This window comes from Methylobacterium sp. J-068 (assembly GCF_022829445.1).
Taxonomy (GTDB): Bacteria; Pseudomonadota; Alphaproteobacteria; order Rhizobiales; family Beijerinckiaceae; genus Methylobacterium.
In genome coordinates this window covers 1-24,006 of sequence record NZ_JAKSXY010000011.1, presented here as the reverse complement: position 1 = coordinate 24,006, position 24,006 = coordinate 1, and the positions used below count along the sequence as shown (strand labels likewise).

Sequence of the window (24,006 nt, the reverse complement as noted above, 5' to 3'; positions counted from 1 at the left end):
CGGCATGATGATCGACATCGTCAAGGCGGTGCAGCAGCGCAATCCGGCGCTGGGCTCCTACGTCCTGGTCCTGCGCGGGGATTCCCGCGCCCGCGACGCGGCGGATCCGAGCCGCCTCTCGCCGGAAGCCGAGGCTTGGCTCGCCGCGCACGCGCCCGGCGCCAAGCTCTCGGAGGAGAAGGTGCTGCTGGCGCCCTATCCCGGCGCGATGCCGGCGGACCGGGCGGTCACCGTGCTGGCCTTCGCGGATGCCCGCCACCTGGCGGCCTTCGCCACGGCCTGGACGGCCGATCCGGAGCCCGAGGAAGCTTAGAAAGATGCTCTTGGCCAGATCGATGCCGACGGTAGTAATCTCCATGGGGATAGCTCCTGCAGCTACTGCTTCGACAGCAACCACATCTTGGCACCTAGATGCCGTCAGTCGAAGCGGGAGCCATCCACCCCATCTGCTTTAGGAAACAACCGAACCCACGCGTTACGGAGAGGTTGGGTCGGGAGCGATACATCCGCTTCGGGGAGACAGGCCAAAGTTTGCTCCCCACCCTTCGCAGGCCCCACAAGATGATGTTTCAATCATCAGTATGACCGTCGATCCAAGCAACCCGCTCAACGAAGCCTGGCGCCCATTGATGCCGGAGGAGGTCGCAATGCTCGACCTTCTTCTGGCTACTGACTTTCCTGGCCGGAATGAACTTGCAGCCCAGGCCCGTTCTGCTCTCGCCCGCCGAGTAGATCAGGAGGGCAGCCTACGCTTTCAGGTCGATGGGCCACCGGCGAGAGTTCGTGGTCGGGTCCCGGTCGAGGGGCACTATCACGACGACGGTTCTGGGCCGGGTCCGCATAGACCGGCCGTCAATCTCCTCCTGCACGTAGTCGATGGGCGGCTGCATGAGCTTGAAGTCTACAAGGATGACGGCAGCACCATCCTGATCCAACCCTTCGCAGTCCCTCTCGCAGAGATAGAGGTCTTCGCGGACTAAGATTGCTTCACGAAACTTCCGCCCGTCCTCGGTTCTCGCTCCGAGCACCACGGTGCGGCGGGCGTTTCGTGAGCGACACTCAGGGCCGGTCTCTGTTCAGGTCCGCGCCCGACCCGGCGAGCCAGCGCAGGCGCGCCGCCTCCAGGCCCCAGACCATGCCGAGCATCATGTAGACGTGGCGCCACTTCTCGATGTCGATCTGCGCCGCCTGCAGGAAGAACATCAGCAGGGCCGGCCAGACGATCTGCGCGTGTCGCCGGAAGGGCGTGTCCCGGTTCATCAGGCGGAAGCCGACGAAGCTCGTCATCAGCACGAGGCCGATGAAGGTGGCGCCGCCGACCCAGCCGCCATTGGCGAAGCTGCCGATGTAGCTGTTGTGCGGCTCCAGCGCGAAGATGAGCCGCCAGCGCAAGGGACCCATGCCGAGGGGCTCGTCCACCAGCAGGCCGAGCCCGCGCATCTGGTTTCCGAAGCGCCCGGTCTCGCCGGTGTCGTAATCCTGCGTGACCGACGCGCGCTTGGAGAACATCTCCGCCGTGTCGCCGATGGACATCAGGCCGACGATGGCGAGCGCCGAACCCGCGACCGCCAGGACCATGAGCGCGACGATGCGGCGGCGCAGGGCCGCCGAGCGCGTGGTGCGATAGACGCTGCCCACCATCACCGCGACGGCGATGAGCGTTCCGCCCCAGGAGCCGCGCGAGAACGACAGGAAGATACCCGCGACGATCACCAGCAGCACGGCGGCGGACAGGATCGGCCGGCGCGTGGTGCCGAGAAGCAGGCCGTGCATGAGGTAGAGGGCGCCGAGCGTCAGGAACGAGCCGAACACGTTCGGGTCCTGGAAGGTGCCGGAGGCGCGGCCGTACTTGTAGAACAAGTCCTCGGTCGGGATGTAGCCGAAATAGCCCACGATGCCGAAGGCGCTGGAGAGCAGGCAGCTCGCCACGAAGGTCTTCAGCGCCAGTTCCATCCGCGCCAGGGTGTCCTCGGAAAACAGCATGGCGAAGAACACGCCGGTGATCGCCAGATAGGCGAGCTGGATCGTCCAGGTGACGGGCAGCGGCTGATCGATGAAGGGCAGGAGCGCGACCGTGATCGCGCTGACGTAGACGATGAGCAGACCGAAGAGGGGCAGCATGCCCCGGTGCAGGCGCAACCCCAGGCAGAGCCAGAGCACGATGGTGGGGATCGCCACCACGTCGTAGGGGGAGGTGTCGGAGAACGCGAAGCAGGCGAAGAAGATGAAGGCGACGAGGAGCACCTTCGCCACGTGCCGCAGGACGTCCAGGACGGACACATGGGCCCAGGCTCCGGCCTGCCAGCGCGAAGCACCGGGTGCGATCGTGGACGCCATGCACTCACTCCGCGCCGCCGACTGGGCCAACTCGCGCTACAGGCCTGCGATCAGGCGCGGGAATGATTGAGATTTCGAGAAAAGCGGCGCCTCAGGACAGCGCGCGCACGCAATTCCGGAATTGATCCCCACGATCCTCGAAGCTTCGGAACTGATCGTAGGAGGCGCAGGCCGGGGAGAGCAGCACGACCGGCTCGGGCGCGTCCGAACCCGCGGCCGCCTCGGCCGCCCTGGCGGTCGCGACATCCAGCGTGCAGCAGATGGTGAAGGGCACCTGGCCTTCGAGGGTGGCGGCGAAGGCCTCGCTCGCCGCGCCGATGAGGTAGGCGTGGGCCACGCGGCCGAAGAGCGGGCGCAAGGGCGCGATGCCGCCCTCCTTGGCCTTGCCGCCGAGGATCCAGTGGATGTCCCGGAACGCGGTCAGGGCCTTCTCGGCGGAATCCGCGTTGGTGGCCTTGGAATCGTTGACGAAGAGCACGCGCCCGCGCCGCCCGACCTCCTCCATGCGGTGCGGCAGGCCGGGGAAGCTCCTCAGCCCGGCCACGAGTTCGGCCTCCGTGATCCCCAGCGCCCGGACGCAGGCGGCCGCCACGGCCGCGTTCTGCCAATTGTGCGCGCCGCGCAGGGAGCCGATGCCGGCCAGGTCGGCGATCGCCGTTCCGTCCGCGGCGAAGACCGTTCCGTCCCGCGCCGAGAGGCCGTCGAAGCCGGGCTGCGGCGGGCCGACATGGACCCGCACGAGCGGCCCGGAACGCGCGTCCGCGATGGCCCGGCTGAGGGCGTCGTCGATGCCCACGACGGCGAGGTCGGACCCCGCCACGAGGCGGGCCTTGATCGCCGCATACGCGGCCAGGGTGCCGTGGCGGTCGAGGTGGTCCGGCGTGACGTTGAGGAGGATGCCGACGCTGGGATCGAGGCCCGGCGTCAGGTCGATCTGGAACGAGGACATCTCGATCACGTGGATGCGGTTCGGCGACGGCGGTTCGAGCGACAGGATCGCGGTGCCGATATTGCCGCCCATCTGCACGTCGCGGCCGGCTTCGCGCAGGATATGGGCGATCAGCGCCGTGGTGGTCGACTTGCCGTTGGTGCCCGTGATGGCGACGAAGGGCGCGTCCGGCGCGATGACGCGGCGTTCCTGCACGAACAGTTCGATGTCGCCGATGACCGGGATGCCGGCATCGGTCGCGCGCTCGACGGTCCAGTGCGGGGCCGGATGCGTCAGGGGTACGCCGGGCGCCAGGACGAGCGCGGCGAAGTCCGAAAAATCCGCGTCGTGCAGATCGAAGACCGTGATGCCCCGGTCGCGTGCCCGGTCCGTGCTCTCGGGGCTGTCGTCCCAGGCCAGCACGTCGGCGCCGCCCGCGAGCAGGGCCCGGACGGTGGCGAGGCCGGAGCCGCCGAGGCCGAACAGGGCGACCTTCCGGCCGGCGAAGCACGTGACCGGAGTCATCGTGACGGGAGTCTTCGCGGCGGGAGTCTTCGCGGCGGGCGTCATGGCCTCCCCCTCAGCGCAGCTTCAGCGTGGCGAGGCCGGCGAGCGCCAGGATCACCGCGATGATCCAGAACCGGATCACGACCTGCGGCTCCTTCCAGCCCTTCTGCTCGAAATGGTGGTGGATCGGCGCCATGCGGAAGACGCGCTTGCCCGTGAGCTTGAAGGAGGCGACCTGGATGATCACCGACATCATCTCCAGCACGAACAGGCCGCCGACTATCGCCAGCACGATCTCGTGCTTCGTCGCCACCGCGATGGTGCCGAGGAGGCCGCCGAGCGCGAGCGACCCCGTATCGCCCATGAAGACCTGGGCGGGGGGCGCGTTGAACCAGAGGAAGCCGAGGCCCGCCCCGATCACCGCGCCGCAGACGACCGCGAGTTCGCCGGTGTCGCGGACGTAGTTCACCTGGAGGTAGCCCGCCGTGAAGACGTTGCCGACGAGGTAGGCGATGACGCCGAAGGTGCCGCAGGCGATCATCACGGGCACGATGGCGAGGCCGTCGAGGCCATCGGTCATGTTCACGGAATTGCCCGCGCCCACGATCACGAAGGCGGCGAACAGCACGTAGAACCAGCCGAGGTTCAGCAGGGCGTCCTTGAAGACCGGGAAGGCGAGCTGGTTCTGCAGGGCCGGGGCCGAATAGACCGAGATCAGCGTGCAGGCCGCGATGGCGATGCCGGCTTCGAGCAGCAGGCGGAACTTGCCCGAGAAGCCCTTGTGCGACTGCTTCGTCACCTTGAGGTAATCGTCGTAGAAGCCGATGGCGCCGAAGCCGAGGGTCACCGCCAGCGTGACCCAGACGTAGTGGTTGCGCGGGTTGGCCCAGAGCAGGATCGCCACGATGCAGCCGGCCAGGATCATCAGGCCGCCCATGGTCGGCGTGCCGCGCTTGGTCAGCAGATGCGATTGCGGCCCGTCCTCGCGGATCGGCTGGCCCTTGCCCTGGCGCAGGCGCAGCAGCGAGATGATCAGCGGGCCGAACCAGAACACGAACAGCCCCGCCGTGAACAGCGCGCCGCCGGTGCGGAAGGTGATGTAGCGAAAGACGTTGAGGGCGGAGACGGTGCCGCTCAGGTCCGACAGGAGATACAGCATCCAGCACCCGGCCGTGAGACGATGGGAATGCGGCCGGCGGCGTGGACGCGCGCGTCCCCTCCCCCGGCCGTTCGATCAGAGACCGTCTCAGCGCGCGGCGGCGTGCGGCGGTTCGGCTTGGGCGCTCGCGTACCGGGCTTTGAGCGCTTCGACAATCCGGCCCATGCGGATGCTGTTCGAACCCTTCACCATCACGGCGTCGCCGGGACGGAGGATCGACAGGACCGGATCGAGCAATTCGGACGCGGTGTTGGCCGCCGCGCCGCGCCGGCTCACCGGAAGGGCCTCGAAGAGGTTGCGCATCAGTGGGCCGGCGGTGAAGACGAGATCGATCTTCGCCGCCTCCACCGGACCGGCGAGGTCGCGGTGGTGGGTCTCGCCCTCGGGTCCGAGTTCCAGCATGTCGCCGAGCACCGCGATGCGGCGCCCGCGCGGGCCGGTCTCGATGGCGGCGAGCGTCGCTAGCGCAGCGCGGATCGAGGCCGGGTTGGCGTTGTAGCTCTCGTCGACGAGGAAGGCCTCGCCCTCCCCGATCGCCAGGGCGGTGCGCTCGCCGCGCCCGACCGGCGGGCGCAGGACCGCGAGCGAGAGGGCCGCGCGGGCCAGGTCCGCCCCGAGCGCATGCACCACGGCCATGACGCCGAGCGAGTTCATGGCCGTGTGCCGGCCGGGCGTGCCGAGCTGATAGGTGACGGGAATGCCCATCACCACGGCGTCGACCACCGAGAGGTCGGGGCGCAGCACGATGCGCTGGGCGCGGACATCCGCCTCCGGATGCTCGCCGAACGTGACGACGCGCCCGGCCCGCGAGGCCTGGGCATGGGCCAGGAGGCGGGCATAGCTCGGATTGTCGCGGTTGATGATCGCGGTGCCGCCGGCCTTGAGCCCTGAGAAGATCTCGCCCTTGGCATCGGCGATGGCCGAGAGCGAGGCGAAATGCTCGATATGCACCGGCTCGACGGTGGTCACGAGGGCGATGTCGGGGCGGACCATCGCGGTCAGCGGCACGATCTCGCGCGCGTGGTTCATGCCGATCTCGAACACGCCGAAATCGGTGCCCGCCGGCATGCGCGCGAGCGTGAGGGGCACGCCCCAATGGTTGTTGTACGAGGCGATGGAGGCGTGCGTCTCACCCTGCGCCGACAGGACGTGGCGCAGGGCCTCCTTGGTGCCGGTCTTGCCGACCGACCCCGTGACGGCGACGATCCCCGCATGGCTGCGCGCCTGCGCGGCGAGGCCCAGGGCCCGCATGGCGTCGAGGACGGGATCCTCGCCCGTGCCCGAGACCGCCAGCACCGGGCCGTCCGGCGCGAACGCGGCTGCCAGCTCGGCCGAGACCACGGCGACGCCGGCCCCCCGCTCCAGGGCGGCGCGCACGAAGTCGTGTCCATCCCGCGCCTCGCCCCGGATGGCGAAGAACAGGTCGCCGGGCCGCAGCGTGCGCGTGTCGATGGAGGCGCCGGTGACGGGTCTCCGTTCGCCGTGCAGGGTGCCGCCGGTGGCGGCTTCGAGGGCGTCCGGCGTCCAGAGCGGGGAAGTGTCGGTCATGCTGAGCGTTCCGCGATCGCAGCCCGGAGGACGTCGTGGTCCGAGAAGGGCAGGACCTGTGACCCCACGATCTGGCCGGTTTCATGGCCCTTGCCGGCCACCACCAGCACGTCGCCGGGCTCCAGGGCGGCGACCGCCGCGCGGATCGCCTCGGCGCGATCGCCGATCTCGACGGCGCCGGGGGCCGCGGCCAGGATCGCGGCACGGATGGCCGCCGGGTCCTCGCTGCGGGGATTGTCGTCCGTGACGATGACGGCGTCCGCCTTCTCGGCCGCGATGGCGCCCATGATCGGGCGCTTGCCCGTGTCGCGGTCGCCGCCACAGCCGAAGACCACGCGCAGGCACCCGGTCGCGAAGGGGCGCAGGGCCGTCAGCACGCCCTCGAGCGCCTCGGGCTTGTGCGCGTAATCCACGAGGCAGAGCCCGCCATTCGCCTCGCCGATGCGCTCCATGCGGCCGGGCACGCCGGTGAGGTGCTCGAGGGCGGCGAGGACGCCCGCAGGATTGCCCGCGCCCGCCGGGGTCGTCAGGACGAGGCCGGCGGCCAGCAGCGCGTTCTCGACCTGGAAGCCGCCGACCAGCGGCAGGCGGACCGTGTGAGTCTCCGTCCGGCCGGACGCACCGGGCGCCTGAAGCTCGAGATGCTGGTGAAAGCCTTCGGTGCGGGCCGCGACGAGCCGCACGAGGTCGCCCTGCCGACCGGTTGTATGGACGTCGAGCCGGCGCGCCGAGGCGGCGGCGATCACGATATCGGCATAGGCGCCGTCCTGGTTGATCACCGCCGGGATGCCGGCTTTCGCCAGGGTCGTGAACAACCGGAGCTTGGCCGCGAGATAATCCTCGATGGTCACGTGGTAATCGAGGTGGTCGCGCCCGAGATTGGTGTAGCCCACCGCCGCGAGATCGACCCCGTCGAGGCGCCGCTGCTCGATGCCGTGGGAGGAGGCCTCCATCGCGAGGTAGTCGATGCCGTCATCGGCCAGCCGCGCCAGGGTCGCGTGCAGCGTGACGGGGTCGGGCGTCGTCAGCGAGCCGTAGGTCGCGCCCCGGTCGGTCACGATGCCGACGGTGCCGAGGCTCGCCGCTCCGGCGCCGAGCCGCGAGAGGATCTGGCGCACGAAATCCGTGACCGAGCTCTTGCCGCTGGTGCCGGTCACGGCGAGCACGTGGGCCGGCTGGCGCCCGGAAAACGCTCGCGCCGCGAGCGCGAGGCTGCGGCGCACGTCCGAGACGACCACATAGGGAACGCGCGCGTCGAGATCGGCCGGGCGCTTGCCCTCGCCGACCACCGCGACGGCGCCGGCCGCGGCGGCGGCGGCGGCGAAGCGGCGGCCATCCGCGACGGTTCCCGGAACCGCGACGAACACGGTGCCGGGCCCGGCTTTGCGCGAATCCGCCGTCAGGCCGGAGACCGGCAGATCGGCCCAGGCCGCCTCGGTCTCCGGGAAGAGCCCTCCCAGGGTCGGCGCGCTCATCGCCCGTCCACCTGCGTGGCGTGGTAGGCGCCGAGCTTGACCATCAGGGGGAACGGCTTCACCGGCGGATCGAATTGCGGGGGCAGGCCGAGGATGGGCGCGACGCGCTCGATCGTCCGGCCGGTGACGACGCCGGAATTCCACGCGGCGGTGGCGTAGCCGCCCGATTCCGGCAGGCCCTGCGGCTCGTCCATGATGGTGACGAAGAGGTATTTCGGCTTGTCCATCGGGGCGGCGGCCATGAAGGTCGTGAACAGGCGGTTCTTCACGTAGCGCCCGTGGATCACCTTCTCGGCGGTGCCGGTCTTGCCGCCGACGAAGTAGTAGGGAATCGCCGCCTTCTTCGCGGATCCCTCGACGGCGTTGAGGCGCATGATGAAGCGCATCGCCTCGCTGGTCTCGGGCTTGAGCACGCGGGTCGCCTTGGCCATGGCATCCTCCTGCGTGGTCTTGAGGAAGGTCGGGGTCATCAGGAAGCCGCCATTGGCGATGGCCGCCACGGCCGCCGTCGCCTGGATCGGCGCCACCGCGAGGCCGTGGCCGAACGCGATGGTGATGGTGTTGATCTCGGTCCAGCGCGCCGGCACGATCGGCTCCGCGCTCTCGGGCAATTCCGTCCGCATGCGGTCGGTCAGGCCCATCTTCTTCAGGAAGGCCTTATGGCCGGGCACGCCGATGCCGAGCGCCATCTTGGCCGAGCCGATGTTCGAGGAGTGCGTGAACACTTCCGGCATCGTGATGACGCGGTTGGTGCCGTGGTACTCGTGGATCTTCTGCCGGCCCCAGTTCAGCACGCCGCCGCGCGTGTCGAAGGTCGAGTTGACGTTGTACTTGCCGGAATCGAGCGCCATCGCGAGGGTCATCGCCTTGAAGGTCGAGCCCATCTCGTAGACGCCGACATTCATCCGGTTGATGCGGTCGGGGTTCAGCGCATCCGCCGGATCGTTCGGGTCGAAATCCGGCAGGGATGCGAGCGCGATCACCTCGCCGGTCTGCACGTCGAGGATCATCCCGGCGGCGGCCTTGGCCTTGAAGTGGTCGATGCCCCAGGCCAGCTCGTCGCGCACCGCGAACTGGGCGCGCAGATCGATGGAAAGCTGAATCGGCGCGAGATCGGTCTGCTTCGCCACGAGGCCGAACTCGTTGAGGGCCTTGTTGCCCTGGTTGTCGATGTACTTCTCGATGCCCGCGATGCCGATATTGTCGAGGTTGGTCACGCCGAGGATGTGCGCGGCCGCCGTGCCGTTGGGGTAGACGCGCTTGTGATCGGGCAGGAAGCCGATGCCCGGGATGCCGAGGCGGTGGACCTCGGCCTGCTGCTTGGGCGTGATCTCGCGCTTGACCCAGACGAAGCCCTTCTTGGTGGAGAGCTTGGCGCGCAGCTCGGTGGCGTTGATCTGCGGCAGCACGGCGGTGAGGAGTTCGACCGCCTCGTCCTTGTCGTAGATGTTTCGCGGCTCGGCGAAGATCGAGACCGTGCGGATGTCGGTCGCCAGGATCTCGCCGTTGCGGTCGACGATGTCCGGGCGGATCGCGGTGGTGGCCGCGGCCGCGATCCGGCGGTCGCCATTATCGGCCTCCGGGAAGGCCGCCATGTAGATCAGCCGACCCGAAATCGTCGCGAAGACCAGCGCGAAGCCGAGGCCGACGAGACCGACGCGGGCGTAGGAGCGCTCGATCGCCAGATGGAACATCGCCTTGACGCCGGCGACGAACCAGTTGGCCTTCGTCAGGGCCGGCGCCGCGACGGCGCGCTCGACCGGCGCCGCGTGATCCTCGGAGATCGCGGCGACCGCCGGGTCGTGGTCGGGCCGGGACGCGTCGGGCTTCGAGGCTTCGAGAGGCGGGACTTCGCGAGGCAGGACTTCGGAAGGCGGGACTTCGAAAAGCTGGCCTTCGGGAGGCGGGACTTCGGACACGGGCTACTACCTCGAAGTCGTGGTCGGGGTTCGGGTGGTCGTCGTGCGCGGCGTGACGCTGCCCGTGGTGCGCGGCTCGTCGGAGCCGCGCCCGGCCACCGGCTTCTCCTTCGGCGTCGCGGTGGCGGCGAGGAGCCGGCCGATCTCGTCGCCGCGATCGGGACGGGCCGGCAGGTCGGCGAGGCGCCCGAGATGGGCGGTGCCGATGGGTTCGAGGGCGAGGTAGCGGTCGACGGCCGCCTGCAGGCGGTCGGGACGGGTGAGCAACTGCCACTCGGCGCGCAGGACCGCGATGGCCTGGCGCTCCTTCTTGAGCTGGCTCTGGGCCTTCGAGACCTGCCCGGCCTGATAGAGCGTGTCGTACTTGATCGAGTAGGCGTAGATCGCCGACCCGATCAGCCCCAGCACCGCCACGAGGTTCAGCAAACGGATCACCGGCGCGCTCCTCCGCTCCGCCCGGTCCGCGCCGGCAGCGCGGCGAGGGTCTCGATGGCCGCCAGGGGCTCCGGCGCCGGGGCCTCCGTGCGCTGGACCGCGCGCAGCTTGGCCGAGCGAGCACGCGGGTTGGCGGCGATCTCGGAATCCGTGGGCAGGACCGGTCCCTTGGTCACGGCCGTGAAGCTGCGCGGGGCCGGCGCCTCGACGGTCGGCACGTGGCGCGAGGCCTGGGCGGCCCGGCCGCTGCGGGCCGAGAAGAACTGCTTCACGATGCGGTCCTCCAGCGAGTGGAACGTCACCACCCCGAGGCGTCCGCCGGGCTTCAGGATGCGCTCGGCCGCGTGCAGCGCCTGCACCAGTTCGCCGAGTTCGTCGTTCACCGCGATCCGCAGGCCCTGGAAGGTCCGCGTCGCCGGGTGGATGCCGCTGGCCGGATCGGCCCAGACCACGCTGGCGACGATCTCGGCCAGGGCCGCCGTGGTCTCGATCCGCGCCTTGCGCCGCGCCTCGATGATCGCGCGCGCCACCGCGCGGGAGCGCCGCTCCTCGCCGTAATGGAAGATGATGTCGGCGAGATCCGCCTCCTCGTACTCGTTCACGAGGTCGGCCGCACTCGGCCCGGCGCGCTCCATGCGCATGTCCAGGGGGCCGTCGTTGCGGAACGAGAAGCCGCGCTCGGGCTGATCGATCTGCATCGAGGAGACGCCGATATCGAGCACCACCGCGTCGGCCTCGGCATGGCCCGCGCCCCGCAGGCAGGCATCGAGGGTGCCGAAGCGCCCCGGCACCAGGGTCAGGCGTCCGGCCGCCTCGGCGACCAGGGGGGCGCCGCCCGCGATGGCCCCGGGATCGCGATCGATCGCGAGCACGTGCACGGCGGGATCGACCCCGAGCATGGCGCGGGTGTAGCCCCCGGCGCCGAAGGTTCCGTCCACCGCGAGCGCGCGGCCCGGCAGGTCGAGGGCGCTCAGCACCTCGGCGAGGAGAACCGGGACGTGCGGCGCCCCGTCTATGGCGCGGGGCGGCCGCGGCTCGCGCGGGGGCCGGCTCATCGGGCGGCCTCGACGCGCGGGCGGGAGCATGGGAACAAGCGAATCGACGACGTGACCGGACTGAAGCGGCGCATGCGTCCCTTCCACGGGGCTGGAGCGCGCGGGCGCGGCTCGGAGAGGCGGGGCGCCTCCGGCTCGACGCGTGACGCGACCGCGCATGCGGACACCGGCCTGCCTCGGGCAGGCTGCGTCCGTCGATCCGAAAATCGCCGTTGACGGGATGAATCGGGGTACCATGGGCCTCTGAGCGCCGTCAACGAACCTGGCCGAGCGGGGGCGGCCAGCCACGATCAGACCTCAGCAAGGTTAACCGAGCGTAAGTTTTCGCGCCGGTTTCACGTGCATTCGGGGTGCCTCGCGGGAAGCGGATCAGTCGGCCTTTAAGCCGGGTTCTGTAGGGCCCGGACGACCCGCGAGGGTCGCCCTGACGTGGCGGCCATTCCTCTGGGACGATCGTTGCCGACCGCCTCGAGCAACCAACCCGGGCGACGAGCCTGGAGAGAGGGCCTGAACGGGCCCTGAGGCCCGCCGTGTCGCCCCTATTCGGTTTTGCTCCCGGTGGGGTTTGCCGTGCCGTCCGCGTTGCCGCGTCCGCGGTGCGCTCTTACCGCACCCTTTCACCCTTACCGGGGATCGGCTCACGCCGATCCCCGGCGGTCTGCTCTCTGTGGCACTGTCCCTAGGGTCGCCCCCGCCGGACGTTATCCGGCACCGTCTCTCCATGGAGCCCGGACTTTCCTCCCCGAGCCATGAGCCCGGAGCGGCCGCCCGGCCGACTGATCCGGCGCGGATGTGCGCCGCGCGGGACCGGGAGGTCAAGGGCCAGGCCTCCGGAACGATGGCGCTCGATGCGGCATGCCGAGATTTTGGGCCGGCGGCTTGCCCGCCCTCCGGGCCGCGCCACCTGCGGGACACGGCGTGCGTGAGCCTCACGCCCGCCGTCGCAAGGATCGGGAGCACGGATCAGGAGGAAGCGATGGCGACGAACGACACGGACTGGACGCTCGAATCCGTCCGGCAACTCACCGCGATGGCCCGCGAGGGCATCCCGGTCTCGGTGATGAGTCTGAAGCTGCGCCGGCCGATCGAGAGCGTGGCGGCCAAGCTCAGCCAGCTCGGCATCACGCCGACGCCCGAGCCGGGTGCCTGACGGCGAGGGGCCGCCTCGCGCAGCGCGGGGGCGGCCTCTCGGGATCGTGACAGGTCCCCGACGGCGCCGCGCCGGGGACGTTGTGGCCTACCAGGAGCCGGTATTCTCCATCGAGCTCCAGGGCTCCTGCGGCGGCTTGGCGGGCCCCTTCTGGAGAAGCTCGATCGAGATGCCGTCCGGGGACTTCACGAAGGCCATGTTGCCGTCGCGCGGGGGGCGGTTGATCGTGACGCCGGCCGCCTGCAGCCTGGCGCAGAAGGCGTAGATGTCGTCGACCTCGTAGGCGAGGTGGCCGAAGTTGCGGCCGCCCGAATAGGTTTCGGGATCCCAGTTGTGGGTCAGCTCGATCACGGGCGCCTGGGTCTCGCGGGCGGTGGGGGCATCGTCGGGCGCCGCGAGGAAGACCAGGGTGAAGCGGCCCTTCTCGTTGTCGACCCGGCGCACCTCCTGGAGCCCGAAGGTGTTCACGTAGAAGTCGAGGGCCCGGTCGAGATCCGCGACGCGGACCATGGTGTGCAGGAAACGCATGGGGTGGGTGCTCTCCGTTGGATGGCGCCTATGTGGCCCGGCGTCGGCGCGCGTCAACGAGGCGGGGCGCATGTGCGTTGCGTCGCCGCCGCCGGCCCCGCAAACTGGCGCCTTCAGCGAGAGGGCCCCTGATGCGCACCGAGACACCGATCATGATCCGCCTGGAGGATTACCGCCCGAGCGATTATCTGATCGGCACCGTGGCGCTCGACGTGTCGCTGCATCCGACCGCCACGCGCGTCCGGGCGGAACTCACCCTGGCGCCCAATCCGGCCGGGCGCGCCGGCGCCCCCCTGGTCCTCGACGGGGACGACCTCGCCCTCGTGGGACTCGCCCTCGACGGGGTGCCCCTGGCGGCCGAGGCCTATACGGCGACGCCGTCGGCGCTGACCCTGCCGAACCCGCCGGCCGCTCCCTTCCGGCTGACCATCGAGACCGAGATCGATCCGACGGCCAACACCAAGCTGATGGGGCTCTACCGCTCGAACGGCGTCTACTGCACCCAGTGCGAGGCCGACGGCTTCCGGCGGATCACCTACTTCCTCGACCGTCCCGACGTGATGGCGGTCTACACCACCCGCATCGAGGCGGATCGCGCGGAGGCGCCGGTGCTCCTCGGCAACGGCAATCCGGGGCAGGCCGGCGCGGCCGGGCCCGGACGCCACTATGCGGTCTGGCACGATCCGCACCCGAAGCCTGCCTATCTCTTCGCCCTGGTCGGCGGACGCCTCGACCATGTCCGGCGCGGCTTCACCACCAGCGAGGGCCGTGCGGTCGAGCTCGCCGTCTATGTCGAGCCCGGCAAGGCCGGACGGGCGGACTACGCGCTGGATGCCATCGCCCGCTCGATGACCTGGGACGAGACCGCCTTCGGCCGCGCCTACGACCTCGACGTGTTCAACGTCGTCGCGGTGTCGGATTTCAACATGGGCGCGATGGAGAACAAGGGTCTCAACATCTTCAACGACCGCTACGTGCTCGCCTCGCCCGAGACGGCGACGGATGCCGATTACGCGGCGATCGAGGCCATCATCGCGCACGAGTATTTTCACAACTGGACGGGCAACCGCATCACCTGCCGGGATTGGTTCCAGCTCTGCCTCAAGGAGGGGCTGACGGTCTTCCGCGACCAGGAATTCTCCTCCGACATGCGCTCGCGCGCCGTGCACCGCATCGGCGAGGTCCGGACCTTGCGCGCCCGTCAGTTCCCGGAGGATGCCGGCCCCCTCGCCCACCCGGTGCGGCCCCGGCAATATGCCGAGATCAACAACTTCTACACGGCCACCGTCTACGAGAAGGGCGCCGAGATCGTGCGGATGCTGCGCACGCTCCTCGGCGCGCCCGCCTTCCGGGCTGGGATGGACCGGTACTTTGCCGACAACGACGGCCGGGCCGCCACGGTGGAGGATTTCCTCGCCGCCTTCGCGGCCACGTCGGGCCGGAACCTCGACGCCTTCGCGCGCTGGTACGAGCGGCCGGGCACGCCCCGCGTCGCCGTGCAGGGCGTCTACGACGCGCAGGCCCGGAGCTATCGGCTGAGCTTCCGCCAGAGCCTGCCGGGTGCGCCGGACGCCCCGCCCCTGGTGATCCCCGTGAGCCTCGGCCTCGTGGGCGCCGGGGGTCCGCTCGCCGACGCCCATAGCGACCGGGTCCGGGACGGCGTGTTCGTGCTCGACGCGCCCGACGACACCCTGACCTTCACCGACGTGTCCGCGCCGCCCGTGCCCTCGCTGTTCCGCGGCTTCTCGGCGCCCGTCCGCATCGAGATGGAGCTGACGGACGCGGATCGCCTCGCCCTGCTGCGCCACGACACCGACGCGTTCAACCGTTGGCAGGCCGCGCAGAGCGTCGCGATGCGGCTCCTCGTCCAGGGGACGCGCTCGGGCGCCCTGCCGGAGGCGGCGGCACGGCCGTTCACGACGGCGCTCGGCGCCTTCCTCGACGGCGAGGCGCTCGTCGACCCCGCCTTCGCCGCCCTGGTCCTGGCCCTGCCGAGCGAGGCGGACGTCGCCAACGAGATCGGCTCGGAGATCGATCCCGACGCCATCCACGCGGCCCGCCACGCCCTGCGCCGGCAACTCGGCTCCGGTCTCGCGGACCGGCTCCATCGCCTGCGCGAGGCCCTGGCGGATGCGCCCGACACGCCCTTCCGGCCGGATGCCGAGGCGGCCGGACGCCGGGCTCTGCGCAACGCGGCCCTCGACCTTCTCGCGGCCGCGGACCCGGCGGCGGGAAGCGCGCTGGCCGGCACCCAGATGGCGACGGCCACGACGATGACGGACCGTCTGGCGGCCCTCGCGGTCCTGGCCCAGACGCCCGGTCCGGCCCGTGAGGAGGCCCTCGCGCGCTTCGCCGAGACCTACCGGGCCGAACCCCTCGTCCTCGACAAGTGGCTGGCGATCCAGGCCGGGATTTCCGAGGCGGGCACGCTCGATCGCATCCGCGACCTCCAGGCCCATCCGACCTTCTCGATGACCAATCCGAACCGGGTGCGTGCCCTCATCGGCAGCTTCAGCATGGGCAACCCGACCCAGTTCAACCGCCTCGACGGCGCCGGCTACGCCCTCGTGGCGGAGACCGTCCTGGCGCTCGACCGGACGAACCCGCAGGTCGCCGCGCGCCTGCTGACGGCGTTCGGATCGTGGCGGATGCTGGAGCCGGGGCGGCGCGAGCGTGCAAAATCATCACTCACGGAAATTCGCGGTGTTGCAGGGCTGTCACGGGATGTCGGAGACATCCTCGCGCGGACCCTTGCCGGCTCGACAAACCCTTGATGCGAATCAGGTTTTCCGCCCGATTGGGCACCCTTTCCAGCCTTGCGATTCGGTCGCGGAGTCAAGCGGGCCGCGAAAAAACGCGTGGACAAACCCCCGGCGGAAGTGCTGAATCGTATACGATTCGAAGCGGGCTTCCGGGCCCGCCACAATAGATCTCATCGCAATCGCGGGGTTAGTCCATGCTGGAGGCGGATTCCGCTTCCCTCTCCGCGCGCGCCGATACCATCCTGGGTATCCATCGGCCGCAGCACGCCGCCCATGTCCGGTTCGTCCGCGCGGAGACCTGGCTGCGCTTTGCCCTGCCGGCCCTGTTCGCGACCTTCCTGATCTGTTTCGCGGCCGTGGCGGCGCTGCTCCTTCAGACGCAGCGCGCGGACGTGATGCGGGCGGCGGTCATCGACGTGGACGCCGTGACCCGGCTCGCGGCGGCGGCCTTCGCGGAGGTCGAGATCGAGGGCGAGGCGAAGGCGGTCGCGGCGCATCGCAGCCTCGGCGACCTGCTGCCTCCGGGCCTGCTCCATGCGGGCCGTCGGATCCTGCTGATCGCGCCGGACGGGGCGATCGTCGCCGCCAATCCGCCGCTGCCGGGTCCGAAGCGGACGCTCACCGAGCATCTCGGCGAGATGCAGGCGCTGAGCACGCTGGGCGAGCGGGCCGGCGTGATGAACGTGACTCTCGCCGACGGCTCCGAGGTGATCGCGGCCCTGCGCAACCTGCCGGGCGGACGGGGTCAGGTCGCGGTGATCCAGCCGCTGGTCGAGATCACGGCCGCCTGGACCACGCGCATGCGCAATCAGGCGATCCTGCTCGGCGCCGCCGCCCTGGTCATCATCGGCACCGGCATCGCCTACGCGCTGCAGACCCGGCGGGCACACGCGGTCGACCGCGTCTGCGAGCAGATCAAGCAGCGCCTCGACACCGCCCTCGGGCGAGGCCGCTGCGGCCTGTGGGATTGGGACATTCCACGCGGGCGGATCTATTGGTCGGATTCGATGTACGCCCTGCTCGGCTATCACCGCGAGCGCGAGTTCCTGTCCTTCGGCGACGTCAACGCCCTCGTGCATCCCGATGACGGCGACCTCTATTCCCTCGCCCGGCACCTCGCGGCGAGCCAATCCACCGTGGACCACGAGTTCCGCGTGCGCGGCGCCACGGGCAACTGGATCTGGATGCGCATGCGCGCCGAGATCGTGCCCGATACGCTGGACGGTGGCCGCCATCTCGTCGGAATCGCCCTCGACGTCACCGAGCAGCGCATGCTCGCGGAACTCAACGCCACCGCCGACATGCGGCTGCGGGACGCCGTGGAGGCGATCTCCGAGGCCTTCGTCCTCTGGGACACCGGCAACCGCCTCGTCCTGTGCAATTCGAAGTTCCGCCACCTTCACGCGCTCAGCCCCGAGGATGCGACACCGGGCAAGCGCTACGCCGAGATCATGGGGCGGGGCGTGCTGCCGCCGGTCCGGCGCGAGTTGCGCGACCTGGAACCGAGCGGCGCCACGGCGCGAACCTTCGAGGCCGAACTCACGGACGGACGCTGGCTCCAGATCAGCGAGCGCCGGACCAAGGACGGCGGCTACGTCTCGGTCGGCACCGACATCACCAACCTCAAGCGCCACCAGGAACAGCTCGTCCAGTCCGAGCGCGAGCTGATCGAGACCGTGCGCGACCTCAAGCGCTCGCGCCGCACCCTGGAGCTTCAGACGCAGCAGCTCGCGGATCTCGCGGAACGTTACCTCGACCAGAAGGCGCAGGCGGAGGGCGCCAACCAGGCGAAATCCGAGTTCCTGGCCAACATGAGCCACGAGCTGCGCACGCCGCTCAACGCCATCATGGGATTCGCCGAATTGATGGAGAGCGAGGTCTACGGCACGCTCGGCTCGCCGCGCTACACGGATTACTGCCGCGACATCCGCTCGAGCGGCGACTACCTGCTCTCCGTCATCGACGACATCCTCAACATGTCGCGCATCGAGGCCCAGAAGGTGAAGCTCGTGCCGCGCGAGATCGCGGTCGCCTCGGCCATCGAGGGGTCGCTGAAGCTCGTCGGCGAAGCGGCCCGGGCGAAGTCCCTGACGGTGCATGTGGACGTGGTCGAGGCCCTCTCGGTGCTCGCCGACGAGCGCGCCCTGCACCAGATCCTCACCAACCTGCTGCAGAACGCGGTGAAGTTCACGCCGTCCGGCGATGGCCGCATCATCGTCAAGGCGAGGCCGGCCGGCGACAGCGTCCACATCTTCGTGGAAGACACCGGCATCGGCATTCCGAAATCGGCCCTGAGGCGCCTCGGAGCGCCCTTCCAGCAGGTCGAGACCAATCTGACCCGCAGCCACAAGGGCTCCGGCCTCGGCCTCGCCATCGCGCGTTCGATGGCCGAGCTTCACGGGGGCGGCCTCCGCATCCGCTCGCAGGAGGGCCTCGGCACCATCGTGATGGTGCGTCTCCCCGTGCCGACCCCGGAGAACCTCCGGGCGCTCTCGCCCGAGGCAGCGCAGGAAACCGTCGCTTCCCTGCGCGACGCCGCCGGGGCGACGGCGCGTCGCCCGGAGCGGGAGACGGCACCGGTCTGAACCCGTCGCCGTCCGATCGTCCGGCGCCGGGACGCGGACGGGGTTACAGACGATCCGTCAGCAGGGCGACGAAGAGCGTCCGCACCCCCATGCGCTGCTCATCGAGTTCCGAGACCAGCCGTTCGGCATCGGGGGCCCCCATGGCGACGGCGAGGCGGGACAGGGCGACGGGCGACGCCTCGGCGGGATCGCCCTCCACCATCAGCCGCTGCCAGTGCAACACCGCGTCGAAGCGCCGGTAGGTCTCCGAGAGGCTGTCGGCTTCGGCCTTGCCGAGGAGCGCATGGTCGGCGCCGCGCGCGAAGACCGCGCAGGCATCGAGCCCCACGAGATCGGGGCAGCGGTGGGCGTGTGCGAGCACCAGCGCCTGCGCGAGGAAATCGAGGTCGAGCAGGCCGCCGGGCGCGAGCTTGAGATCGAGGGGACCGCGAAACCCCTTCTCCCGCTCCACCAGCAGACGCATCTCCCGGACGGCCGCGTAGATTTCGGCCGGCGCCCTGGCGCGGCGCACGACGGCCCGCACCGCGTCGGCCAGGTCCACGGCCAGACTCGGCTCCCCGGCGACGACGCGCGCGCGGGTCAGGGCCATGTGCTCCCAGGGCTCCGCCTCCTCGGCTTGATACGTCCGGAACCCGCGCCACTGTACCGCCACCGGCCCCTGGTCCCCGCCGGGGCGCAGGCGCAGGTCCACCTCGTAGAGATGCCCGCGCCGGGTCGGTACGGTGAGCGCCGCGACGATGCGTTGCGCCAGACGGTTATAGGCCACCGCCGCGTCGAGAGGCTTCGGGCCGGCGCTCATGCGGTCGGCGGCATGGAAATCATAGACCAGCACGAGGTCCAGATCGGAATCCGCCGTCAATTGCCGCGCCCCGAGACGTCCCAGCGCCAGGACCGCGAAGCGCCCGCCGGGTACGGCGCCATGCTCGGCGAAGAACGCCGCCGCGACCCGCTCGACCGTGACGGCGACCACCGCATCGGCGATGCCCGCGAAGGCGCGGCCGGCCTCGGCGGGCGAGAGGATGCCCGAGAGCAGGCGCGCGCCCGTGAGGAAGCGCAACTGGCGCGCGGCGTCCCGACTCCGGTCGAGGAAGTCCTCGTGGTCGGTGGGTTGTCCGAGGCGGGCACGGAACTGCGCGGCGAGACCTTCGGCATCCGTGGCCGTGTCGGCGAAATCCCGGTCGATCACCGCGTCTAGCACGTGCGGGCTGAAGGCCACGGTCTCGGCGAGACGCGGCGCGGTGCCGAGCAGATCGGCGAAGAGCAGACGCAGCCGCTCGTTCGAGCGCAGGATGGTGAGGAGTTCGAGGGCCGCCGGCATCCGGCCGAAGGCCCGGTCGAGGGTGTCGAGGGCCGCATCGGGATGAGCCGTGCCGCCGAGCGCCTGCATCAGCGCGGGAACGAGTTCGGTCAGAACCTCCCGCGCGCGCGGCGTGCGCACGGCGGGGCGGCGGCCGAAATGCCAGCCGCGCACCGTCTCCACCGCGCGTTCGGGCTCACGGAATCCGAGCTTGCGCAGGGTCCCGAGGGTGGCCGGATCGTCGCCCGTACCACTGAAGACGAGGTCGCCGACATCGGAGGAGAGGTCCGGCTCCGCCTCGAACAGCAGGGCGTAATGGCCCTGCACGCGCCGGGCATGGTGGAGGAGCGCGGATTCGAAGGCGCTCCGGTCCACGAAACCCGCGAAGCGCGCGAAGCGTTCGAGGTCCTCCGGTTCGTGAGGCAGGCGCTGGGTCTGCTCGTCGCGCAGCATCTGCAGGCGATGCTCGATCGTGCGCAGGAAATCATAGGCCGCCGTGAGATCGTCGCGGGCCGCCGCATCGATCCAGCCATCCTGCGTCAGGCCCTCGAGCATCGCGACGGTGCGGCGACCGCGCAGTTCCGGCCGGCGTCCGCCGAAGACGAGTTGCTGCGTCTGGACGAAGAACTCGATCTCGCGGATGCCGCCCCGCCCGAGCTTGATGTCGTGGCCCGCCACCGCGATCGTGTCGTGGCCGCGCACCGCGTGGATCTGGCGCTTCATCGCGTGCACGTCGGCGATGGAGGCGAAGTCGAAGTACTTGCGCCAGACGAAGGGCCGGAGATTGGCGAGGAAAGCTTCGCCCGCCGGAATGTCGCCCGAGATGGCGCGTGCCTTGATGTAGGCCGCCCGTTCCCAGTTCTGGCCGAGGTTCTCGTAATAGACGTAGGCGGCATTGAGCGACAGTGCCGCCGGCGTCGAGCCCGGGTCGGGCCGCAGCCGGTAATCGACCCGGTGGACGTAGCCGTCCGCTGTGCGCTCCTGCAGAAGCTTCGCCATCCCCTGCGCCAGCTTGGTGAAGAACGGCGTCGCCGGAAGCTCGGCCTTCAGCGGCGCGGCTTCGGGATCGAAGAAGACGACGAGGTCGATGTCGCTGGAATAATTCAGCTCTCCCGCACCGTGCTTGCCGAGCGCCAGCACCACGAGCCCGGACGCGGCCTGCGGATCGTCCGGGTCGCGCGGCAGAAACCGGCCCGCGGCCGCGGCCTGGAGCAGCATCGCGTCGGCGGCGGCGCCGACCGAGGCATCGGCGAAGTCGGAGAGCGCGGCCGTCACCGTCGCGAGCGGCCAGAGGCCACCGATATCGGCGAGCGCCACGAGCAGTGCGTGCTCGGCCCGGTTGCGCCGTAGGTTTTTCGCGATGTCCTCGTGGTCGGCCTCCCGCCCCGCCTTGCGCTGCCGGGCGACGATCGCGGCATGCGCCGCCTCGGGCTCCGCATCGATCAGGGCGACGAGCCGCGCCGGCTCGCGCGCCACCAGTTGCCAGAGGAAGGGGGAATGATCGGCGAGCCCGAGGAGCAGGGCCCGCACCCGCTCGTCCAGAAACCCGTCGGGCAGGTCCGAGCCGATGTCATGCAGGCGGGCGGCTGCGCCCTCGGGATCGGACAGGACCGGCGCGGCCGAGAGGCGCGCGCGAAGGCTGCCGTTTCGCGTGCTGCCGCCCTGCACCATGCCTTACTCCCCGGGTACACCCGCTGGCAGGATTATCACGACGGAGAGTCCGGGGGCATGGTCTTCGAGAGAGAGGGTCCCCTGATGGAGGCGCACCACCGCGTTCACGAGGCTCAAGCCGAGGCCGAAGCCCGGCCGGGACCGCGCCTCCTCCAAACGAACGAAGCGATCGAGCACGCGGCTGCGTGCCTCGGCGGGAATGCCGGCCCCGGAATCGGCGACGTTCAGGCGGATGGTCTCGCCGATCCGCGCGGCGGCCAGACGGATCGTCCCCCGCGACCCGCCATACTTGACGGCGTTGTCGACGAGATTCGCGAGCGCCTGCCCGACCAGTTCGCGATTGCCCCGCATCATCAGCGGTTCACCCTCGGCCAGGACGGTGAGGGTCAGGTCCTGCTCGGCGGCCAGGGGCTCGTAGAGCTCGGCCACGGCGTGGACCACCGCGCCGACGTCGAAGACCTGGAAATCCGCACCCGCGTCCACCCCCTCGAGGCGTGCGATCATCAGGAGCGCGTTGAAGACCCGGATCAGGCCATCGCTCTCCTCGATCACGCCCTCCATGGCGGTGCGCAGATCATCCGGTGAGTCGGCGGTGCGAAGCGCCTCCTCGGCGCGATTGCGCAGGCGCGTCAGCGGGGTCTTGAGATCGTGGGCGATGTTGTCGGAAACGTCGCGCAGGCCGCGCATCAATTCGCCGATGCGTTCCAGCATCGCGTTGAGGTTGCGCGCGAGGCGGTCGAGTTCGTCGCCGTTTCCCGCGACGGCCAGGCGCCCATCGAGGTCCCCGGCCATGATCCGGCGCGTGGTCTCGGTCATCGCGTCGACGCGCTTGAGGACCCGGGTCGCGATGAACCAGGCACCGACGACGCCGAGGAGCACGACCAATCCCACCGACGAGCCGAAGGTCCGTCCGATCACCGAGCGCAACCGGTCGCGCTCCTCCACGTCGCGTCCGACGAGCAGGCGAAACCCGCCCGGCAGGACGAAGATCTGCATGATGGCGCGATGGTCGAGGTTCCGGGATTCCCCGTTCCGGGCATAATCGGCCTCGGTCTGGCCGGGATCGACGATGAGGCCCGTGGGCAGGGCCGCGATGTTGCCGACGAGCCGTTCGCCGGCCGCGTTGGTGACGAGGTAGAGCGAGGCGCCCGGTTCGCCGGCGCGTCGTTCCACGGCCGAGATCAGCCGGCGCAGGCCCCCGACCTTGTACTGCTCCGAGAGGCCGTTGATCTCGGCCTCGATGGTCGAGATCATCTGGTCGTCGAGGACCCGGCTCGCGTTCCAGGCGACGTAGCCGAGCGCCAGGAGCGCGAAGGTCGCGAACACCGCGAGGTAAGCGACGGAGAGCTTGAAGGCGGTGGTGCGGAACAGGTTGCCGAGCCGGCCCGCCGGCGCGTCGTCGCTCGAACTCACGGCACGTGACCGTGACCTTGGCCGCGCGCCTCGTCCAGCCGGAGCACGTAGCCGGTGCCGCGCACGGTGTGGATGATCGGGTTCTCGAAATCCTTGTCGATCTTGGCGCGCAGGCGGGAGACGTGGACGTCGATGACGTTGGTCTGCGGGTCGAAATGATAATCCCAGACGTGTTCGAGCAGCATCGTGCGGGTCACCACCTGACCGCCATGGCGCATCAGGTATTCGAGCAGCCGGAATTCGCGCGGTTGGAGCGCGATCTCGTGGCCCGCTCGCGTGACGCGGTGCGACAGGCGGTCGAGTTCGAGGTCGCCGATGCGATAGAGGGTGGCCTCGGGGGTTCCGCTCGGCGCGGCACGGCGGCGCGCCAGCACCTCGGCGCGGGCGAGCAGTTCGGAAAAGGCGTAGGGTTTGGGCAGGTAATCGTCGCCGCCCGCCCGGAGCCCCTTCACCCGGTCGTCGACCTGGCCGAGGGCGGAGAGGATGAGGACGGGGGTGGTCACCGATTGCTCCCGCAGGGCGCGGATCAGCGAGAGACCGTCGAGCTTCGGCAGCATCCGGTCGACGATGAGCATGTCGTAGTCGCCCTCGCGGGCCAGGGCATAACCGTCGAGGCCGTCCGTGGCCTGATCCGGGACATGGCCGGCCTCGCGAAAGGCCTTGACCAGATAGGCGACCGCCTCGCGGTCGTCCTCGATGATGAGCAGACGCATGGAACCGAGTGATAGGGGCTCGGTCGTTCGGGGGGAACAGGCTTCTCCGACCGTCCGCATTCCACGCCCCTCCCCTCGCGATCCATGGGAGGACGTTAGGAAGCGCCGCGTTGCGCGGACCTGACGGGCGCATGACGGTTTGGTCATGTCCGGGGACGAGAAGGGCGCCGCGCAGCGATCGAGGCGGGGGCGGACCGGGGGATGCTGGGGCCGACGGGCTCGTGAGGCCTGAACGCACACGACCCGCCTCGCGTTGGCGAGGCGGGTCGTGTGTGATGTATTTGGTTGCGGGGACAGGATTTGAACCTGTGACCTTCAGGTTATGAGCCTGACGAGCTACCGGGCTGCTCCACCCCGCGCCACCGTTTGATCGTTTGAGGAAGTGTGTTGGTGTCTTGTCCTGTGCAGGTCTGGCGGCGACCGACTCTCCCGTGTCTTGAGACACAGTACCATGGGCGCTGGTGCGTTTAACGGCCGAGTTCGAGATGGGATCGGGTTCTGGGCGCACCGCTCAAACCACCAGA

17 protein-coding genes, 1 tRNA gene, 1 rRNA gene and 1 other RNA gene are annotated in these 24,006 nt (G+C 70.0%); 5 read left to right on the top strand and 15 right to left on the bottom strand.

The genetic code is table 11. The features are described 5' to 3' along the window. The first annotated feature begins 7 nt into the window (after positions 1 to 7). Both MKK54_RS00405 and MKK54_RS24685 read left to right on the top strand, forming a co-directional pair. The gene (locus MKK54_RS00405; protein WP_244008551.1) at positions 8 to 313 is read left to right on the top strand and encodes a hypothetical protein; all 306 of its coding nucleotides are present in this window, start codon (positions 8 to 10) and stop codon (positions 311 to 313) included. A 268-nt stretch (positions 314 to 581) separates the two neighbouring features. After that, on the top strand, positions 582 to 980 hold the full coding sequence (locus tag MKK54_RS24685; RefSeq protein WP_409564101.1) for a DUF6984 family protein: 399 nt from the start codon (positions 582 to 584) through the stop codon (positions 978 to 980). A 79-nt stretch (positions 981 to 1,059) separates the two neighbouring features. Here MKK54_RS24685 and MKK54_RS00400 read toward each other — a convergent pair whose 3' ends face one another. The 9 genes from MKK54_RS00400 to rnpB all read right to left on the bottom strand — a co-directional run bounded on the left by MKK54_RS00400 (position 1,060) and on the right by rnpB (position 12,143). Beyond that, positions 1,060 to 2,337 carry an O-antigen ligase family protein gene (locus MKK54_RS00400; protein ID WP_244008541.1) on the bottom strand — a complete coding sequence of 426 codons (1,278 nt, stop codon included), beginning with the start codon at positions 2,335 to 2,337 and terminating at the stop codon, positions 1,060 to 1,062. 91 nt (positions 2,338 to 2,428) lie between these two features. Beyond that, positions 2,429 to 3,790 (bottom strand): UDP-N-acetylmuramoyl-L-alanine--D-glutamate ligase, encoded by a 1,362-nt coding sequence (murD, locus tag MKK54_RS00395; protein ID WP_244008540.1) that lies wholly within the window; start codon positions 3,788 to 3,790, stop codon positions 2,429 to 2,431. Between the two features lie 55 nt (positions 3,791 to 3,845). After that, entirely contained in the window at positions 3,846 to 4,931 is a 1,086-nt protein-coding gene (gene mraY / locus MKK54_RS00390; protein ID WP_244008539.1) for a phospho-N-acetylmuramoyl-pentapeptide-transferase, read from the bottom strand. An 87-nt stretch (positions 4,932 to 5,018) separates the two neighbouring features. Then, entirely contained in the window at positions 5,019 to 6,479 is a 1,461-nt protein-coding gene (locus MKK54_RS00385) for a UDP-N-acetylmuramoylalanyl-D-glutamyl-2,6-diaminopimelate--D-alanyl-D-alanine ligase (RefSeq protein WP_244008538.1), read from the bottom strand. After that, positions 6,476 to 7,954, bottom strand: a complete 1,479-nt coding sequence (locus MKK54_RS00380) for a UDP-N-acetylmuramoyl-L-alanyl-D-glutamate--2,6-diaminopimelate ligase (protein WP_244008537.1) — start codon at positions 7,952 to 7,954, stop codon at positions 6,476 to 6,478. Before MKK54_RS00380 ends, MKK54_RS00385 begins: the two co-directional genes overlap by 4 nt. Beyond that, complete coding sequence (locus MKK54_RS00375) at positions 7,951 to 9,687, bottom strand: peptidoglycan D,D-transpeptidase FtsI family protein (protein WP_244008550.1); 1,737 nt, start codon at positions 9,685 to 9,687, stop codon at positions 7,951 to 7,953. The genes MKK54_RS00380 and MKK54_RS00375 overlap by 4 nt, the downstream gene beginning before the upstream one ends. 192 nt (positions 9,688 to 9,879) lie before the next feature. Beyond that, entirely contained in the window at positions 9,880 to 10,308 is a 429-nt protein-coding gene (locus tag MKK54_RS00370; protein WP_244008536.1) for a hypothetical protein, read from the bottom strand. Then, positions 10,305 to 11,363, bottom strand: a complete 1,059-nt coding sequence (gene rsmH / locus MKK54_RS00365; RefSeq protein ID WP_244008535.1) for a 16S rRNA (cytosine(1402)-N(4))-methyltransferase RsmH — start codon at positions 11,361 to 11,363, stop codon at positions 10,305 to 10,307. The genes MKK54_RS00370 and rsmH overlap by 4 nt, the downstream gene beginning before the upstream one ends. Before the next feature lie 365 nt (positions 11,364 to 11,728). Beyond that, an RNA gene (rnpB, locus tag MKK54_RS00360) (RNase P RNA component class A) lies at positions 11,729 to 12,143 on the bottom strand. A 196-nt stretch (positions 12,144 to 12,339) separates the two neighbouring features. On the opposite strand from rnpB, the gene MKK54_RS00355 reads away from it, so the two are divergent. Then, positions 12,340 to 12,513, top strand: a complete 174-nt coding sequence (locus MKK54_RS00355; protein WP_244008534.1) for a hypothetical protein — start codon at positions 12,340 to 12,342, stop codon at positions 12,511 to 12,513. An 87-nt stretch (positions 12,514 to 12,600) separates the two neighbouring features. Here the strand turns inward: MKK54_RS00355 and gloA are convergent, their stop codons facing one another. After that, positions 12,601 to 13,041 (bottom strand): lactoylglutathione lyase, encoded by a 441-nt coding sequence (gene gloA / locus MKK54_RS00350; RefSeq protein ID WP_244008533.1) that lies wholly within the window; start codon positions 13,039 to 13,041, stop codon positions 12,601 to 12,603. Positions 13,042 to 13,172: 131 nt separating this feature from the next. Here gloA and pepN point away from each other — a divergent pair, with 131 nt between their 5' ends. Both pepN and MKK54_RS00340 read left to right on the top strand, forming a co-directional pair. Further along, complete coding sequence (pepN, locus tag MKK54_RS00345; protein ID WP_244008532.1) at positions 13,173 to 15,815, top strand: aminopeptidase N; 2,643 nt, start codon at positions 13,173 to 13,175, stop codon at positions 15,813 to 15,815. Positions 15,816 to 15,997: 182 nt separating this feature from the next. After that, positions 15,998 to 18,388, top strand: coding sequence for a PAS domain-containing sensor histidine kinase (locus MKK54_RS00340; protein ID WP_244008531.1), 2,391 nt, complete (start codon positions 15,998 to 16,000; stop codon positions 18,386 to 18,388). A 43-nt stretch (positions 18,389 to 18,431) separates the two neighbouring features. On the opposite strand, the gene MKK54_RS00335 is transcribed toward MKK54_RS00340, so the two are convergent. The 5 genes from MKK54_RS00335 to rrf all read right to left on the bottom strand — a co-directional run bounded on the left by MKK54_RS00335 (position 18,432) and on the right by rrf (position 24,006). Next, a complete protein-coding gene (locus MKK54_RS00335) occupies positions 18,432 to 21,356 on the bottom strand; it encodes a bifunctional [glutamine synthetase] adenylyltransferase/[glutamine synthetase]-adenylyl-L-tyrosine phosphorylase (RefSeq protein ID WP_244008530.1) in 2,925 nt (974 codons plus the stop codon). Between the two features lie 3 nt (positions 21,357 to 21,359). Further along, a complete protein-coding gene (locus MKK54_RS00330; RefSeq protein WP_244008529.1) occupies positions 21,360 to 22,769 on the bottom strand; it encodes a sensor histidine kinase in 1,410 nt (469 codons plus the stop codon). Then, positions 22,766 to 23,482: a response regulator transcription factor gene (locus MKK54_RS00325; protein WP_244008528.1), complete on the bottom strand. Its 717-nt coding sequence runs from the start codon at positions 23,480 to 23,482 to the stop codon at positions 22,766 to 22,768. The genes MKK54_RS00330 and MKK54_RS00325 overlap by 4 nt, the downstream gene beginning before the upstream one ends. Positions 23,483 to 23,764: 282 nt before the next feature. Beyond that, positions 23,765 to 23,841, bottom strand: a tRNA-Met gene (locus tag MKK54_RS00320). Between the two features lie 49 nt (positions 23,842 to 23,890). Beyond that, positions 23,891 to 24,006 (bottom strand): 5S ribosomal RNA (rrf, locus tag MKK54_RS00315).